The 14,743-nt window shown below is 64.2% G+C and carries 19 protein-coding genes; 15 read left to right on the plus strand and 4 right to left on the minus strand.

What is annotated here, in order from left to right; genetic code table 11:
* Positions 1 to 19 precede the first annotated feature (19 nt).
* The 11 genes from bchL (at position 20) to Q8M85_RS06755 (ending at position 9,088) form a co-directional block, all read left to right on the plus strand.
* The gene (gene bchL, locus Q8M85_RS06705) at positions 20 to 922 is read left to right on the plus strand and encodes a ferredoxin:protochlorophyllide reductase (ATP-dependent) iron-sulfur ATP-binding protein (RefSeq protein ID WP_305541935.1); all 903 of its coding nucleotides are present in this window, start codon (positions 20 to 22) and stop codon (positions 920 to 922) included.
* Positions 922 to 1,590, plus strand: a complete 669-nt coding sequence (gene bchM, locus Q8M85_RS06710) for a magnesium protoporphyrin IX methyltransferase (protein WP_305541938.1) — start codon at positions 922 to 924, stop codon at positions 1,588 to 1,590. Before bchL ends, bchM begins: the two co-directional genes overlap by 1 nt.
* The gene (locus tag Q8M85_RS06715) at positions 1,587 to 3,020 is read left to right on the plus strand and encodes a PucC family protein (protein WP_305541941.1); all 1,434 of its coding nucleotides are present in this window, start codon (positions 1,587 to 1,589) and stop codon (positions 3,018 to 3,020) included. The genes bchM and Q8M85_RS06715 overlap by 4 nt, the downstream gene beginning before the upstream one ends.
* Before the next feature lie 17 nt (positions 3,021 to 3,037).
* On the plus strand, positions 3,038 to 3,805 hold the full coding sequence (puhA, locus tag Q8M85_RS06720) for a photosynthetic reaction center subunit H (protein ID WP_305541944.1): 768 nt from the start codon (positions 3,038 to 3,040) through the stop codon (positions 3,803 to 3,805).
* 63 nt (positions 3,806 to 3,868) lie between these two features.
* Positions 3,869 to 4,498: a photosynthetic complex putative assembly protein PuhB gene (gene puhB / locus Q8M85_RS06725; RefSeq protein ID WP_305541947.1), complete on the plus strand. Its 630-nt coding sequence runs from the start codon at positions 3,869 to 3,871 to the stop codon at positions 4,496 to 4,498.
* 9 nt (positions 4,499 to 4,507) lie between these two features.
* Positions 4,508 to 4,972, plus strand: coding sequence for a photosynthetic complex assembly protein PuhC (puhC, locus tag Q8M85_RS06730; protein ID WP_305541950.1), 465 nt, complete (start codon positions 4,508 to 4,510; stop codon positions 4,970 to 4,972).
* A gap of 12 nt (positions 4,973 to 4,984) precedes the next feature.
* The gene (locus Q8M85_RS06735) at positions 4,985 to 5,281 is read left to right on the plus strand and encodes a hypothetical protein (RefSeq protein WP_305541953.1); all 297 of its coding nucleotides are present in this window, start codon (positions 4,985 to 4,987) and stop codon (positions 5,279 to 5,281) included.
* Complete coding sequence (gene acsF / locus Q8M85_RS06740; RefSeq protein WP_305541956.1) at positions 5,278 to 6,390, plus strand: magnesium-protoporphyrin IX monomethyl ester (oxidative) cyclase; 1,113 nt, start codon at positions 5,278 to 5,280, stop codon at positions 6,388 to 6,390. The genes Q8M85_RS06735 and acsF overlap by 4 nt, the downstream gene beginning before the upstream one ends.
* A gap of 94 nt (positions 6,391 to 6,484) precedes the next feature.
* Positions 6,485 to 7,282 (plus strand): putative photosynthetic complex assembly protein PuhE, encoded by a 798-nt coding sequence (gene puhE / locus Q8M85_RS06745; RefSeq protein WP_305541959.1) that lies wholly within the window; start codon positions 6,485 to 6,487, stop codon positions 7,280 to 7,282.
* Between the two features lie 14 nt (positions 7,283 to 7,296).
* A complete protein-coding gene (hemA, locus tag Q8M85_RS06750) occupies positions 7,297 to 8,511 on the plus strand; it encodes a 5-aminolevulinate synthase (RefSeq protein ID WP_305541962.1) in 1,215 nt (404 codons plus the stop codon).
* Between the two features lie 91 nt (positions 8,512 to 8,602).
* On the plus strand, positions 8,603 to 9,088 hold the full coding sequence (locus Q8M85_RS06755; RefSeq protein WP_305541965.1) for a cytochrome c family protein: 486 nt from the start codon (positions 8,603 to 8,605) through the stop codon (positions 9,086 to 9,088).
* Between the two features lie 44 nt (positions 9,089 to 9,132).
* Here the strand turns inward: Q8M85_RS06755 and Q8M85_RS06760 are convergent, their stop codons facing one another.
* Entirely contained in the window at positions 9,133 to 9,561 is a 429-nt protein-coding gene (locus Q8M85_RS06760) for a VOC family protein (protein ID WP_305542998.1), read from the minus strand.
* A gap of 89 nt (positions 9,562 to 9,650) precedes the next feature.
* On the opposite strand from Q8M85_RS06760, the gene thyX reads away from it, so the two are divergent.
* Positions 9,651 to 10,556 (plus strand): FAD-dependent thymidylate synthase, encoded by a 906-nt coding sequence (gene thyX, locus Q8M85_RS06765; protein WP_305541968.1) that lies wholly within the window; start codon positions 9,651 to 9,653, stop codon positions 10,554 to 10,556.
* Positions 10,557 to 10,601: 45 nt separating this feature from the next.
* On the plus strand, positions 10,602 to 11,489 hold the full coding sequence (locus Q8M85_RS06770) for a type II toxin-antitoxin system death-on-curing family toxin (RefSeq protein WP_305541971.1): 888 nt from the start codon (positions 10,602 to 10,604) through the stop codon (positions 11,487 to 11,489).
* A gap of 257 nt (positions 11,490 to 11,746) precedes the next feature.
* Here the strand turns inward: Q8M85_RS06770 and Q8M85_RS06775 are convergent, their stop codons facing one another.
* Together Q8M85_RS06775 and Q8M85_RS06780 are read right to left on the minus strand one after the other, a co-directional pair.
* Positions 11,747 to 12,301 carry a transposase gene (locus Q8M85_RS06775; RefSeq protein ID WP_305541974.1) on the minus strand — a complete coding sequence of 185 codons (555 nt, stop codon included), beginning with the start codon at positions 12,299 to 12,301 and terminating at the stop codon, positions 11,747 to 11,749.
* A gap of 152 nt (positions 12,302 to 12,453) precedes the next feature.
* On the minus strand, positions 12,454 to 13,452 hold the full coding sequence (locus Q8M85_RS06780; RefSeq protein ID WP_305541977.1) for a peptidoglycan-binding protein: 999 nt from the start codon (positions 13,450 to 13,452) through the stop codon (positions 12,454 to 12,456).
* Positions 13,453 to 13,585: 133 nt separating this feature from the next.
* Here Q8M85_RS06780 and Q8M85_RS06785 point away from each other — a divergent pair, with 133 nt between their 5' ends.
* Together Q8M85_RS06785 and Q8M85_RS06790 are read left to right on the plus strand one after the other, a co-directional pair.
* On the plus strand, positions 13,586 to 13,978 hold the full coding sequence (locus tag Q8M85_RS06785; protein ID WP_305541980.1) for a DUF2177 family protein: 393 nt from the start codon (positions 13,586 to 13,588) through the stop codon (positions 13,976 to 13,978).
* Between the two features lie 111 nt (positions 13,979 to 14,089).
* On the plus strand, positions 14,090 to 14,416 hold the full coding sequence (locus Q8M85_RS06790; protein ID WP_305541983.1) for an arsenate reductase family protein: 327 nt from the start codon (positions 14,090 to 14,092) through the stop codon (positions 14,414 to 14,416).
* On the opposite strand, the gene Q8M85_RS06795 is transcribed toward Q8M85_RS06790, so the two are convergent.
* Positions 14,413 to 14,619 (minus strand): cold-shock protein, encoded by a 207-nt coding sequence (locus Q8M85_RS06795; protein WP_128514143.1) that lies wholly within the window; start codon positions 14,617 to 14,619, stop codon positions 14,413 to 14,415. The two genes, Q8M85_RS06790 and Q8M85_RS06795, sit on opposite strands and share 4 nt — an antisense overlap.
* Between the last annotated feature and the right edge of the window lie 124 nt (positions 14,620 to 14,743).

The following is a 14,743-nucleotide window of genomic DNA, read 5'->3' on the forward strand; positions in this document are numbered from 1 at the left end:
ATATGAAAGGGGCCACGACATGAGCCCGCGCGACGAAATTCCGAACCTACGCGGCCTTGACGGCGAAGGCTCCGTCCAGGTCGCACTGGACCCCGCCGTCAAGATCGAAGGCGCGAAAGTGTTCTCGGTCTACGGCAAGGGCGGCATCGGCAAGTCCACCACCTCGTCGAACCTCTCCGCCGCGTTTTCCATGATGGGCAAGCGTGTCCTGCAGATCGGCTGCGACCCGAAGCATGACTCGACCTTCACCCTGACCGGCCGTCTGCAGCCCACGGTCATCGACATCCTGAAAGAGGTCGACTTCCACTCCGAGGAACTCCGCCCCGAGGATTACGTCGCCACCGGCTTCAACGGCGTGAAATGCGTCGAGGCTGGCGGGCCGCCAGCAGGCACCGGCTGCGGCGGCTATGTCGTCGGCCAGACCGTCAAGCTTTTGAAACAACACCACCTTCTGGAAGACACCGACGTCGTGATCTTCGACGTCCTCGGCGACGTGGTCTGCGGCGGCTTCGCGGCCCCCCTCCAGCACGCCGACCGCGCGGTGATCGTCACCGCCAACGACTTCGACAGCATCTACGCGATGAACCGCATCATCGCCGCCGTCCAGGCCAAGTCCGGCAACTACAAGGTCCGCCTTGCAGGCTGCGTCGCCAACCGCAGCCGCGAGACGGACGAGGTCGACCGCTACTGCGCGAAGGTCGGCTTCAACCGCCTCGCGCACATGCCCGACATCGACGCCATCCGCCGCAGCCGTCTGAAAAAGAAGACCCTCTTCGAGATGGACGACGAACAGGACATCGTCACCGCCCGCGCCGAATACATCCGGCTGGCTGACGCCCTCTGGCGGTCGGTGAACGGCGAGGGATCGACCCCGCAACCGCTGCCCGACCGCGAAATCTTCGAACTCCTGGGATTTGATTGATGCCCGATTACAGCCTCACCCGCGACCGCGTCGAGACCTACTTCGACCGCACCGCGACCCAGACGTGGGAGCGGCTGACCAGCCATGAGAAGGTCTCCCGCATCCGCGAAACCGTTCGCAAGGGCCGCGACCAGATGCGCGCCCTCATGCTGTCGCGCCTGCCGCAAGACCTGCGCGGCGCGCGGGTGCTGGACGCAGGCTGCGGCACCGGGGCGATGGCCTCGGAACTCGCCCTTCGCGGCGCCCAAGTGACCGCCGTCGACATCTCGCCGCAACTGATCGACATCGCCAAGCGCCGCCTGCATCCCGCGCTGGCAGACCAGGTCGACTTCCAGTCCGGCGACATGTCGAACCCCGCCCTCGGGACCTTCGACTTCACCCTGGCGATGGACAGCCTGATCTACTACCGCGACGCCGACATCGGCCGCGTGATCGACAACCTCGCCGCCCGCACAAACCAGGCCATCGTCTTCACCGTCGCCCCGCGCACGCCGTTCCTGATGGCCTTCTTCACACTGGGCAAGCTTTTCCCCCGCTCCGACCGCTCGCCCACCATGATCCCGCATGATGCCGCCCGGCTGGCCAAGCATTGCCCCGGCAGCCTGACCAAGATCGGTCGCATCACCTCGGGCTTCTACATCTCGGAAGCATTGGAGCATCGCCCATGATCCTCCGTCGCAAGGATGTCGCGAAACTTGGGGCCAGCTGGATGCCCTTCGCCGACGCGGCCTCGGCCGACCTGCCCATCGGGCAGCTCTGGCGCCTTGCGCTTTTTCAGGTTTCCGTCGGCATGGCGCAGGTCCTGCTTCTGGGCACCCTGAACCGGGTGATGATCGTCGAACTGTCGGTCCCCGCGATGGTCGTGGCGCTGATGATCTCGATCCCGGTCCTCGTCGCTCCGTTCCGCGCGCTTCTTGGCCACCGCTCCGACACCTACCGCAGCGCGCTTGGCTGGAAGCGCATCCCCTACCTCTGGTTCGGCTCGCTCTGGCAGATGGGCGGCCTGGCCGTCATGCCCTTCGCGCTGATCGTCCTGTCCGGTGACCAGTACAAAGGCCCCGCCTGGGCCGGTGAGGCGCTTGCCGCCGTCGCCTTCCTGATGGCCGGCCTTGGGATGCACATGGTCCAGACCGCGGGCCTCGCCCTTGCCGCCGACCGCGCGACCGAGGACACCCGCCCCCGCGTCGTGGCGATGCTGTATATCCTCTACCTAGTCGGCATGGGCATCTCGGCCCTGATCGTCGGCTTCCTTTTGCGCAACTACGACCCGATCTGGCTGGTGCAGGTCGTCCAGGGCTGCGGTGCCGCCACCCTGATCCTGAACGTCGTCGCCTTCTGGAAACAGGAACGCGTCAAGCCGATGTCCAAGGCCGAACGTGCAGCGCCGCGTCCCGCTTTCGGTGCCGCCTGGAAGGAGCTCATGCAGCAGGACGGCGCCCGCCGCCTGCTGGTCGTGGTCTTCCTTGGCACCTTGGCCTTCAACATGCAGGACGTGCTCCTGGAACCCTATGGCGGCCAGGTCCTCGGCCTTTCCGTCGGTGCCACCACCGTCCTGACCGCGCTCTGGGCAGTGGGGGCGCTGACCGGCTTCCTCTGGGCCACCCGCCGCCTAAGCCAAGGGGCCGATCCCTACCGCCAGTCCGCCAAGGGCCTTCTGATCGGCGTTGCCGCATTCTCCGCCGTGATCTTCGCCAGCCCGCTGGACAGCTGGGCCGTCTTTTACGCCGGGGCCTTCGCCATCGGCCTGGGCAACGGCGTCTTCGGCCTTTCCACCCTGAACGCGGCAATGGCCCGCACCCAGGGCGGGCTTGGCGCGGGCCTCATCCTCGGCGCCTGGGGCTCGGCCCAGGCCACGGCGGCGGGCCTTGCCATCCTGACCGGCGGCATCCTGCGTGACGCCGTCAACAAACTTGTCGACTCCGGCCTTCTCGGCCCGATCCACGATGTCAGCCTTGGCTACACTGTGGTCTACCATGTCGAGATCGCCCTGCTGTTTCTCACTCTCGCCGTTCTGGGCCCGCTTGTCCGCCTCGGCACAACCCCATCCACACCGGACCAAGGCCAGTCGCACCTGCGGCTGACCGAATTCCCAACCTGACAACGGAGGACCCCTGAATGGTTGGTGTCAATTTCTTTGGAAACTTCGATCTGGCGAGCCTGTCGATCTGGCTCTTCTGGGGCTTCTTCGCGGTTCTGATCTACTATCTGCAGACCGAGAACATGCGCGAAGGCTACCCGCTTGAGAACGAGGACGGGACCAAAGCCGCAAACCAGGGCCCCTTCCCGGTCCCCAAGCCCAAGACCTTCCTCTTGGGCCTTGGCAAGGGCACCGTGACCGTGCCGTCGGCCGAGAACGAGGCCGCCCACCGGCGCAGCGATCTGGCCCTGGCCCGGACCGCCGTGTCCGAGGGCTTCCCGCACGCCCCGACCGGCAATCCGATGCTCGACGGCGTCGGCCCGGCCTCCTGGGTTCCCCGCAAGGACGAGCCCGAGGTTGACGCCCACGGCCACGCCAAGCTGCAGCCGCTGTCCAAGGTCGATGGCATGGCCGTCAGCGCCGGCCGCGATCCGCGCGGGCTGCCGGTTCAGGCGGGCGACCTTGAAGTCGTCGGTCGGGTCAAGGACCTCTGGGTCGACGTGCCGGAACAACTGGTCCGCTACCTGGAACTGGACCTGAACTCTGGCGGCACCCGCCTTGTGCCGATGACGATGTGCAAGATCTGGGCCGACCGGGTGCGGATCAACGCCATCACCTCCGACCTCTTCGACGCGATCCCCGCGACGAAAAGCCAGACCAGCGTGACCAAGCTCGAGGAAGACAAGATCTCGGCCTACGTCGCTTCGGGCTGGATGTATGCCACAGGCCGCAAGCGCGGCTTCTGAACCCAAGGGAAGCGGCGCGCGCCCGCGCCGCTTCGTCTTACCCAAGTGACGAAAGGGTCTGCCATGTCAGACCATGACTTCGACTTCGAAAGCCAGCCCGGCTTGCCCAAACCGCTACCCGAGGGGGAGACCCTGCTGTGGCAGGGCAGCCCCGACAGCGCCACCCTGGCCCGCGAAGCCTTCAAGGCGAACTGGGTTCTGGGCTACCTCCTCGTCATCGCCGTCTGGCGTGCGAGCGTCGCCTTTGCCGATGGCGGGTTCACCCTGTCCGTCGCGGTCTTCCTGCCCTACCTCGTCCTCGCGCTTGCGGGTTTCGGCATCGTCCGCCTTCTCGCCCGCGCTTCGGCGAAAGCGGCGATCTACTCGATCACCTCTCACCGGGTGATCCTGCGCATCGGGGCCGCCTTGCAGGTGACCTGGACTGTCCCCTTCACCAAGGTCGCCTCCGCCTCGCTTGCCACCCGGCCCACCGGGACCGGCACCGTCGCGCTGGAACTGGTGGACGGACAGCACATCTCCTACCTCGCGCTCTGGCCGCACCTGCGCCCTGGCTTTGCGAAGAAGGTCCAGCCCGCCTTCCGCTGCATCCCCGATGCCGCCCGGGTGGCCCGGATCCTTTCTGATGCGGCCCAGACGCGGGTCAATGAACCCGTGGTCAGTTTCACCACGTCCAGCCCGATCGCTGCGGAATAGGAGGGTCCGATGTCCTACATGAAAACCCTCGCCGACCGCCCCAGCCCCGAACGCGAGATGATCCCGCGGACGCTTCTTTGGGGGATGCTGGCGCTGGCCGTCTCGGCACTGGCCATCACCACCTTCGCGGTCCTGACCGACCGCCCGGCCACCGGCACACCGCCAGCCGGGACCGTGGTCCTTGAACGCGAACTGATCCTGGAGGGCCGCTCGGCCCAGGCCGTCACTGTCTACTCGGCCGACGGCACCCTTCTTGCCGACATGGACCACGGCGGCTTCATCACCGTGATCCAGAACGCCATCCAGCGCGCCCGCACCGTGGCCCGCGTAGAGGGCAACCCGCCGATCAGGATCGTCAAGTATGACAACGGCCGCCTCGTGGCCGAAGACCCGGCCACGGGGGCGTCGATCGAACTTTACGCCTTCGGTGGTGACAACAAAGCTGCCGTAGAGCGGCTTCTCGATCAACAATAAGGGAACGAAATCATGGGTATCTTCACCAAAGCGAAAGAGATCGTGCCCTGCACGGTCGAAGTCAGCCACCGCTTCGAAAGCCTGCATGCCCACGTCCGCTTCAACAACGGCGCCGTGGTCTATCCGGGGGACGAAGTCCTCGTTCACGGCGCGCCGGTCCTGGCCGCCTATGGCGAGGTCATCGTCGAGGACCGCACCGCCACGATCACCCGCGCCACCCCCATCGAACGCTGGTGGACCCGCGCCACGGGCGATTTCGGCTTCATGGAACTGTGTGAATTCTCGTTCTCCGAGGAGTTGCTGTCATGAAAGACCTCACCCAGGAAAATACTCACGACACCACGCACGGCGAGCTTCACTCCGAACTGGCGGGCAAGTTCGACACCACGGCGATGGCCACCGAAACCACGCTTCTGAACCCCCGCTTCTACACCACCGACTTCGACGAGATGGACCGCGTCGACGTGACCCCCGTCCGCAAGGAATGGGATGCGCTCTTGGCCCAGATGAAGTCCGACCCGAACAAGGGCCACTTCAAGAAGACCGAAGCCTGGGACAAGGTCGACTGGGAGGGGATGGACCCTGCCCTGCGGACCGAGTTCATCGACTTCCTCGTCAGCTCCTGCACCGCCGAATTCTCCGGCTGCGTGCTCTACAAGGAAATGAAACGCCGCGGCACCAACGCCGACATCTGCGAGCTGTTCAACTACATGGCAAGGGATGAGGCCCGCCACGCCGGCTTCATCAACGACGCCCTGCGTGAGGCGGGGGTTGCCGTGAACCTCGGCTTCCTGACCAAGGCCAAGAAGTACACCTACTTCCGCCCGAAGTTCATCTACTACGCCACCTACCTGTCGGAAAAGATCGGCTACGCCCGCTACATCACCATCTACCGGCACCTGGAGGCGCATCCCGAACAGCGGTTCCACCCGATCTTCAAGTGGTTCCGCGAATGGTGCAACGACGAGTTCTCCCACGGCGAGGCCTTCGCCCTGCTGATGCGGACCGACCCGAAACTGACGACCAGCTTCACCAACAAGCTCTGGATCAAGTTCTTCCTCGTCGCCGTCTACTCGACGATGTGGGTCCGCGACCACGCCCGGAAAGACTTCCACAACGCCCTCGGCGTCGATATCGACTGGTATGACCAGGAGGTCTACCGCAAGACCTCGGCCATCGCCCGTCAGGTCTTCCCGATGGAGATCGACATCGACCACAAGGCCTGGATTCCGAACCTGAACCGGATGAACGCCGCGATGATCGACATGGAAAAGGGCAAGCGCAAGGGCGGCATCACTGGCCGCATTGCCCATGCGACCGCTTCCGCCCGCGCGATGCTCGCCTTCGCCCGGCTTTACCTCATACCGGTCATTCCCTCGACCCCGCCCGCCAATGTGCGGATGGAGCCGACGTATTGACCTCACACCATCATACCGCCGCGCAAGCGGAAGGTAGGATGCGGGATGGGCGCGTCCCGGCATCCTGTGCGGCATCCCTTCGGGGGTGCCGCACATGACTAATCCCTGGATCATCGCGTGCTCGGCCATCTTCCTCTGGTGGGCCTCGACCGGGCTGATCCTCTGGCGCGTGCGCAAGGCCGATCTGGGCGGACCGGATGACCATCTCTGGTCAGTCCTCCTCGGCCTGCCGCTTCTGGTCGGTGGGGCGGTCGGCGCCCATGCCTCGGTCAGCAGCCTGAGCGTCGGCTCTGTCTACGGTGGCTTCCTTTCCGCCCTCGCCTTCTGGGGCTGGATCGAACTGGCGTTTCTCTCGGGCATCGTCACCGGCCCGCACCGCGAACCCTGCCCGCCCGGCGCGAAACTGCCCGAACGGATCTGGCGCGCGGTCGGCTCGATCCTCTGGCATGAATTTGCCCTGATCGCGGGCCTTCTGGCGCTGACGCACCTCACGATGAACGCCCCGAACCCCTTTGCGGCGCTGACCTTCGCCACGCTGTTCTTCGCCCGCGTCTCGGCCAAGCTGAACCTGTTCCTTGGCGCGCCCCGCATCAACGTGGAATTCCTGCCCCGCCCGCTGGCCCACATCGCCAGCCACTTCCGCAAGGCACCGATGACGGCGCTCCTGCCGCTCTCGGTCGCTGCCCTCGCACTGGCGACCGGATGGTGGGCCGCACAGGCCGCCCACGCGACCGAAGACGCCCCCTTCATCGGCTATCTTCTCTTGGCCGTTCTCACCGCCCTTGCCTTGATCGAGCATCTCTTCATGGTGCTGCCGATCCCCGACCAGAAACTCTGGCGCTGGATGCTTCCTGAAGCAGCCACCGTCCAACCAACGAAACAAGACACCTGACAGGAAGCAGTTCCATGGACTTCGCCACCTATTTCCAAGACCGTCTCCAGGCCCTGAAAACCGAAGGCAACTACCGCGTCTTCGCCGATCTGGAAAAGCGCTGCGGCAGCTTCCCCAAGGCCGAACGCCACCGCCCGGACGGGACCAGGGAAGAGGTGACAATCTGGTGTTCCAACGACTACCTCGGCATGGGCCAGCACCCGGACGTGGTGGCCGCGATGGTCGACGCCGTCCAGACCTGCGGCACCGGCGCCGGAGGCACCCGCAACATCTCGGGCACCAACCACCACCACGTCATGCTGGAACGCGAACTCGCCGACCTCCACGGCAAGGAAGGCGCGCTTCTCTTCACCTCGGGTTACGTCTCGAACTGGGCGGCGCTGTCGACCCTCGGGTCACAGATCCCCAACGCGGTGATCCTGTCGGACGAAAAGAACCACGCCAGCATGATCGAAGGCATCCGCCATTCCCGCGCCGACAAGGTCTTGTGGAAGCACAACGACTGGCGCGACCTTGACCGCAAGCTTCACGCCGTCGGCGACCGCCCGAAGATCGTGGCCTTCGAATCCGTCTACTCGATGGACGGCGACATCGCACCCATCCGCGAAATCGTCGAGGTTTGCGAGGCCCACGGCGCGCTCAGCTACATCGACGAAGTCCACGCCGTCGGCATGTACGGCCCCCGTGGCGGTGGCGTCAGCGAAGAACGCGGCCTTGCCCACCGCATCGACATCATCGAAGGCACCCTCGGCAAGGCTTTCGGCGTCGTCGGCGGCTACATCACCGCCAAGGCGGAACTCATCGATTTCGTCCGCAGCTTCGCAAGCGGCTTCATCTTCACCACCGCCCTGCCCCCGGCCTGTGCGGCCGCTGCCCAAACCTCGGTCAAGCACCTCAAGCAATCGACCGCAGAACGCGCCCGCCAGAAGGCCAACGTGGCCCTCGTCCGCGCCCAGCTGGACGCCAAGGGCATCCCCCACATGGCCAACGAAAGCCACATCATCCCGGTGATGATCGGCGATCCGGTGAAATGCCGGATGATCTCGGACATGCTGATGGCCGACTGGGGCATCTACGTGCAGCCGATCAACTACCCCACCGTGCCCAAGGGCACCGAACGGCTGCGCATCACCCCCGGCCCCCTGCACTCGGCCCAGGACATCGCCCACCTCATCACCGCGCTCTCCTCGCTGTGGAGCCGCTGTGCCATCGCCCACGCCGTCGCCTGAAGCGCCAGATCGCGCCGAAGTGTCTCGAATCCCCTTGCCTTTTGCGCAGCGCAGCGCATCTGATGCCCTCGCCAATACCCCGGAGGAACCCATGAAACTCAAGCTTACCGCCGCCGTCCTTGCCCTGGTCGCCGCCCCCGCCTTCGCGCAGGACGCGCCCACGGGTGACGTCGCTGCCGGCGAAAAGGTCTTCGCCAAGTGCCAGACCTGCCACGTCATCGCCAATGAGGCGGGCGAAACCCTGGCCGGGAAGAACTCGAAGACCGGCCCGAACCTCTACGGCCTGCCTGGCCGCGCCGCCGGCACCTACCCGGAATTCAAATACGGTGAATCCATCGTCGCCCTTGGCGCTTCGGGCTTCACCTGGAACGAGGCCGACTTCGTCGCTTACGTCGCCGACCCGGCCAAGTTCCTGAAGGAAAAGACCGGCGACAAGGCCGCCAAGTCGAAGATGAGCTTCAAGCTGCCGAAGGAAGAAGACGCCAAGAACGTCTACGCCTTCATTGCCTCGCTCTCGCCCGCTCCGGCCGCCGCTGACGCACCCGCCGAGGGCGAAGCTGCCCCGGCCACCGAATAAGTCCCCGGCCCGCCGCCCCGTCACAGGGCGGCGGGCTGTCCGCCTCACCAGATCCCGGTCGAGGCCATGCTGGCCCAAGGCTCTGCCGGGGCCTTCGCCGCCCCCTTCTGCAACAACTCGATCGACACGTTGTCCGGGCTGCGCACAAAGGCCATCCGCCCATCGCGCGGCGGCCGGTTGATCAGCACCCCATGCTTCTGCAGATGCGCGCAGGTCGCATAGATGTCGTCCACCTCATAGGCCAGGTGCCCGAAGTGGCGGCTGTCCGACGGCAACCCGGTGTCGCCATCCCAGTTGTAGGTCAACTCCACCGGGCAATCCTCCTGCCCGGGGGGTGCCATGAACACCAGCGTGAACCGCCCCTGCTCGCTTTCGTGCCGCCGCGTCTCCTTCAGGCCCAGAAGCCTGTAGAACGCCATCGACTTCTCCAGATCCTTCACCCGGACCATCGTGTGCAGATACTTGATGCCCATCTCATCCTCCATTCATTCATCTAGCGGTATCACGCCGCGCAACCGCAAGCTATAGTCAGACCCGACTCGAAACCCTTATGAGGCCCGCCATGCCCCTCACCCCCGAACAAGCCGCCGAGATCGAGGCCGCACGGGCCACGCCCCGCCCCACCCTCCGCGCCGTCAGCGAGGGGATGGAGGCACACCTCTACCGCGCTACCGGCGTCCTTGACCACGGCTTCATCCGCGTCATCGACTACATGGGCGACGACAGCGCCATCGTCCAGGCCGCCCGCGTCTCATATGGGGCGGGCACCAAGCACGTCCAGAACGACGAGGGCCTGATCCGCTACCTGATGCGCCACTGGCACTCCACCCCGTTCGAGATGTGCGAGATCAAGCTCCATGTGAAACTCCCCGTCTTCGTCGCCCGCCAGTGGATCCGCCACCGCACCGCCAACGTTAACGAATACTCCGCCCGCTACTCGATCCTGGATCGGGAGTTCTACATCCCCGCCCCCGACCAGCTCGCCGCCCAGTCCACCGTCAACAACCAGGGCCGGGGCGAGGTGCTGCAAGGCGAAGAAGCCGCCCGCGTCCTCGACCTCCTGAAGTCCGACGCCAACCGCGCCTATGACCATTACGAGGCGATGCTCTCCCAGGACGGCCAACAAGGCCTCGCGAGGGAACTCGCCCGGATGAACCTCCCCGCCAACATCTACACCCAGTGGTACTGGAAGGTCGACCTGCACAACCTCTTCCACTTCCTCCGCCTGCGCGCCGACCCCCACGCCCAATACGAAATCCGCGTGTATGCGGAGGCGATTGCGGCCTGTGTCCGGGATTGGGTGCCCTTGGCGTATGGGGCGTTCGAGGACTACCGGATGGGCGGAGTGACTTTGTCCGGGAAGGCGATTGCGGTGCTGAAACGGCGGCTGGCCGGGGAGGCGGTTGGTCAGGAGGACTCCGGGATGAGCAAGGGTGAGTGGCGGGAGTTTGTGGAGGTTTGGGGGTGAGTATTTCAATCGCGCCACGTGACCTAGCAAGGGAGCAGCTATTCAATGTCGCTTCATATTGAACCCGAACTCCAGTTTCAGTTTGACAGGGCACTTGAGAGGATAAACCCCAGAAGCACAGCATACATCCCATTTCCAATCTTGTCAGTACAAGATGTTCTCAGCGCACACTTTTTGATAGCTGACTTCTTCTACAAGAGTGGAGAGGGAATTGGCGGCGTTGGCCCAAGAGATGACAATCTGCTGCTGAGTACCGTAGATAGACAAACCGTTGGCGCGGCGGATCAGTTCAAATGGAGCACTCCATATGAAATCTCCGCGACGCTCCTATTTGGGATAGTGTGCAATCACCCATTTCACGATGCAAATAAAAGAACCGGCCTCGTAAGCTGCGCCAACCTCTTGCTGCGTAGCAATATTGCGCTGACGCTGAATGAGGACGAACTAGTAAACTTTACGGAAGATGTGGCGTCACACAGTCTTATCAAGTATCCAACTTATCGTGCATTAGTAAAGGAAGCCGTCGATGATCCAGAAATTGTATTCCTGGCGAGATATCTCAGGAAAAACTCCCGCATACTATCGAAGGTAAAGCATTCTGTTACCTTCAGAGAACTTGGCGTGACGTTGAGGAGGTACGGCTTCGATTTATCCGATCCCAAAGGCAATACAATTGACGTTGTCTATGTTGGAAAGGGATCTTTTGAGAGTGACTTTTGGAACGGATTGACGCCAGGTGATCGAATTTGCAATATTGGATTCCCAGGGTTAAGCAAACAAGTTGCTCTTGGTGACGTTAAGCGAATACGGAAAGAGCTTTGCCTGCTTCCGGAGTTTGGAGTCGACTCCGATGCATTCTATCAAGATGCTGATCCACTAACGAACCTGATTAGCTCTTATGAAGGGGCACTTAGGAAACTTGCTTTCCGGTAGCGCTCAATTGCACCCCATAAGTCGGGGCCTGCCCGACTCCCGATGGCGGTATACGACCCGCCCTACCACACCGCCCCGTCCGCATCGCGGTGCCATGACGAAAACGGTCCCTCCCGCGGATGCCCGAACAACCCGTGCTTCACCGGGTTGATCCAGCAATACCGCACATGCTCCGCGAAATCCCGACCGTCCCGATGCAACCGTAGGTCGGGGTTCACCCCGACTCTCGCCGACACATCGGCGGGGTGAACCCCGCCCTACAATCCTCCGCCCGCATCGCGGTGCCACGATGAAAACGGCCACTCCCGGGGATGCCCGACCAGCCCGTGTTTCACCGGGTTGATCCAGCAATACCGCACATGCTCCGCGAAATCCCGACCGTCCCGGATGTGATGCTCCCAAAACCGCTTCTGCCAGATGGGAGCCTCACCCCGTAGGTCGGGGTTCACCCCGACTCTTTCCTCATACGCCCCACCCCGACGCACACGCCCGCCGTTTGCGCCGGATCCGTTCCGTGGGAGGGGAGTCGGGGTGAACCCCGACCTACGGACGTCGCGCGTAAACTGCGCCTTGATCGACGCCATGCGCACCGAATAATCCGCATCCCCCTCCGGCAAGGTCCACACGCAATGCATGTGGTCCGGCAACACCACCCACGCATCGATCCCAAACGGCCGTTTCGCCCGCGTCACCGCCACCGCCTGCCGCAGCACATCGACATGCCGCACCAACGTATCCGCCCCCCGGTCCACGAGGTTGACCGTGAAGAAGACGCAAGCTCCGGGAAGCCTTGGACGGACATACGCGGACATGGCCAACACCATGCCCACTTGGGGTTACGAGGTGGTTAACTCCCTCATTAACCACCCCCTTGCCAAATCCCTAACGCCCACGCCCAACCCATTGAACCCAAAACATAATCCAAAAATGTCCACCGTGAACAGGGAGTCCCTTGCGGCCCCCATCACCCCCCGGTTTCCACCCGGATCAAACGAACCTGATCCGCGGTCAGGTACCCCGTCGCCGGCTCCCCCTCGTCCGCTTGCCACTCCGCGATGGCCCGGCGCGTGCCCGGCCCGAAGGTCCCGTCGGTCCGCAGCGTCTCATATCCCAGCCGGGTCAGCCGCCGCTGCAGGTCAACCCGTTCCGTCCGGGTCAGCCCCAACAGGCTCTCCTCCAGCGCCGCCTCGTTGTCTGTCCCCGGGGTGGGCGTCGAAGACCCCGCCTGCTGCCGGATCAGCTTGACCTGCGCCGCCGTCACGTACCCGGTCTGGGTTTGCCGGTTCGCCCGCTGCCACGCCTTGATCGCTGTCCGGGTCTTCGCCCCCCACAGCCCATCCGCAACCCCGGTGTCAAACCCCAGTGCCGACAGCTGCCGCTGGATTTCCACCCTCTGCGTCCGCGTCAGCTTCAGCGCCGCCTCGACCGCAACCGGGCTCGTCCCCACCGTGCCGCCGTCATCCGCAGGCGGCGTCGTCACCACCGCGCCCCGCAGCAGCAGCCGCAACTGAGCCTCGGTCACGTAGCCGGTCACCTTGTCACCCCGGTCGCGCTGCCAGGTCGCGATGGCCGTCCGGGTGTTTTTCCCCCAGACGCCGTCCGTCCCATAGGTCCGGTAGCCCAGCCGCGTCAGCTCCCGCTGCACCCCGACCTTCTGGGCAAACGTGATCCCCAGCCGCGCCTCGGCCTGTGCTGCCGACGACGCCTCGGTCGAGGCGCCCAGCCGCTCCAGCGCCCGCTCGGCGTTCACCCGGTAGGCACCCTTCGGGAACTTCGCCAGATAATCACGGTAGGCGGCGGCCGTATTCGCCTCCTGCGCCGCAAGATAGGCGTTCTTGTCCAGTTCCTGCTGGATCAGAGTCTGGGCGATTCCCCCGATCACGTCCTCCAGGTTCTGCGCTGGGGCCGGGGCAGTCAGCCCAAGACCGGCAGCCAGGGCGAGGGGCAAAGTGAACGTCCGCATCGCGGGATCCTTTCCTAGAAGCGCGGCGCAGGGGCCGCTTCTGCCGGGATAACGCGCAGTTTCGAAGATGGTTGCAAGCCGCCGCTGGTCAGACCCTGCGGCCATGCTACCTTTTCCGCCGAAGGAGCCAAAGATGACCCTCACCCTCTACGCCGCAACCGCCGCCGTCTTCCTGATCCTCGATGCGATCATGTTGACGCTGGTGATGAAACCGCTCTTCACCCGCCACATCGGCCCGCTTCTGGCCGAACCGATCCGTATCGCGCCTGCAGCCCTTTTCTACCTCGCCTATGTTGCGGGGCTGGTCTACCTGGTCTCCCTCCCGGCGTTGAAAACCGGCTCTCCTGTCATCCTTCCGGCTCTCATCATCGGTCTGATGGCCTATGGCACCTATGAGTTCACCTCATGGAGCGTAATGAAGGACTGGCACTGGACGATGGTGGTGACCGATGTCACCTGGGGCGGGGTCCTGACGGCCTTCTCCGCCTGGGCGGGGGTGACGATCACCCGCATGATCCACGGCTGAGTTGGCTTTGCGCCCGCCGTTGGCTTGTGGTAGCAAGGGACAAATGGCAGCAGCCAAGCCGTTGAATTCATTTGCAACGGCCAACCTGCCCCGTCTGGCCAAGGAGTCCCCATGATCCTTTACGGCATCTCGACCTGTGACGCCTGCAAGAAGGCCCTCAAGACCCTGGAACGGGCCGGGAAGGAAGTCGCCTTCCGGGACATCCGGGCCAACCCCCTGACGCAGGCCGAGGTCGACCGCATCGTCCACGAGTTCGGCGATCAGGCGGTGAACAAGCAGTCCACCACCTACCGCAGCTTCAATGATTTCCTGAAAGCCTCCGACCCCGAAGCGCAGATCATGGCGCAGCCGACCGTCATGAAGCGGCCGGTCATCCAGGACGGGGATCGCTGGTTCCTGGGCTGGGACAGCGCGACCGAAGCCGCGCTGACCAGTTAGAGCAGACGCAGATCGCCGGCAGACTGCTTGCCGTCGCGGCCCGACTGCAGTTCGTAGCCGATCTTCTGGTTGTCGCTGAGACCCTTCAGCCCAGCACGTTCCACGGCCGAGATGTGGACGAACACATCCTTGCCGCCATCATCCGGCGCGATGAAGCCATAGCCCTTGGTCGAATTGAACCACTTCACGGTGCCTGTCGGCATTCCGCTTCTCCTCTCAGAACCCCCCGCGGCGCCATTGCCGCGGGCCGTGCCACCAGGTCTTCCAAGGCTTCGTTCCGAGAGCCGGGCAGGAAATCTGTCGTCACTGCCGCGATGATGCCAAGGA

This window comes from Tabrizicola sp., from assembly GCF_030694085.1.
In the GTDB taxonomy this organism is placed as follows: Bacteria; Pseudomonadota; Alphaproteobacteria; order Rhodobacterales; family Rhodobacteraceae; genus Tabrizicola.

Excerpts from the sequence above, each read along its gene's own strand:
- acsF (WP_305541956.1), top strand. The coding sequence starts at position 5,278 with ATGAAAGACCTCACCCAGGAAAATACTCACGACACCACGCACGGCGAG.
- Q8M85_RS06735 (WP_305541953.1), top strand. The coding sequence starts at position 4,985 with ATGGGTATCTTCACCAAAGCGAAAGAGATCGTGCCCTGCACGGTCGAA.
- Q8M85_RS06775 (WP_305541974.1), bottom strand. The coding sequence starts at position 12,301 with ATGTCCGCGTATGTCCGTCCAAGGCTTCCCGGAGCTTGCGTCTTCTTC.
- puhC (WP_305541950.1), top strand. The coding sequence starts at position 4,508 with ATGTCCTACATGAAAACCCTCGCCGACCGCCCCAGCCCCGAACGCGAG.
- puhE (WP_305541959.1), top strand. The coding sequence starts at position 6,485 with ATGACTAATCCCTGGATCATCGCGTGCTCGGCCATCTTCCTCTGGTGG.
- bchL (WP_305541935.1), top strand. The coding sequence starts at position 20 with ATGAGCCCGCGCGACGAAATTCCGAACCTACGCGGCCTTGACGGCGAA.
- puhA (WP_305541944.1), top strand. The coding sequence starts at position 3,038 with ATGGTTGGTGTCAATTTCTTTGGAAACTTCGATCTGGCGAGCCTGTCG.
- Q8M85_RS06780 (WP_305541977.1), bottom strand. The coding sequence starts at position 13,452 with ATGCGGACGTTCACTTTGCCCCTCGCCCTGGCTGCCGGTCTTGGGCTG.
- Q8M85_RS06770 (WP_305541971.1), top strand. The coding sequence starts at position 10,602 with ATGTCGCTTCATATTGAACCCGAACTCCAGTTTCAGTTTGACAGGGCA.
- puhB (WP_305541947.1), top strand. The coding sequence starts at position 3,869 with ATGTCAGACCATGACTTCGACTTCGAAAGCCAGCCCGGCTTGCCCAAA.
- Q8M85_RS06715 (WP_305541941.1), top strand. The coding sequence starts at position 1,587 with ATGATCCTCCGTCGCAAGGATGTCGCGAAACTTGGGGCCAGCTGGATG.
- Q8M85_RS06790 (WP_305541983.1), top strand. The coding sequence starts at position 14,090 with ATGATCCTTTACGGCATCTCGACCTGTGACGCCTGCAAGAAGGCCCTC.
- thyX (WP_305541968.1), top strand. The coding sequence starts at position 9,651 with ATGCCCCTCACCCCCGAACAAGCCGCCGAGATCGAGGCCGCACGGGCC.
- Q8M85_RS06760 (WP_305542998.1), bottom strand. The coding sequence starts at position 9,561 with ATGGGCATCAAGTATCTGCACACGATGGTCCGGGTGAAGGATCTGGAG.
- hemA (WP_305541962.1), top strand. The coding sequence starts at position 7,297 with ATGGACTTCGCCACCTATTTCCAAGACCGTCTCCAGGCCCTGAAAACC.
- Q8M85_RS06755 (WP_305541965.1), top strand. The coding sequence starts at position 8,603 with ATGAAACTCAAGCTTACCGCCGCCGTCCTTGCCCTGGTCGCCGCCCCC.
- bchM (WP_305541938.1), top strand. The coding sequence starts at position 922 with ATGCCCGATTACAGCCTCACCCGCGACCGCGTCGAGACCTACTTCGAC.
- Q8M85_RS06785 (WP_305541980.1), top strand. The coding sequence starts at position 13,586 with ATGACCCTCACCCTCTACGCCGCAACCGCCGCCGTCTTCCTGATCCTC.
- Q8M85_RS06795 (WP_128514143.1), bottom strand. The coding sequence starts at position 14,619 with ATGCCGACAGGCACCGTGAAGTGGTTCAATTCGACCAAGGGCTATGGC.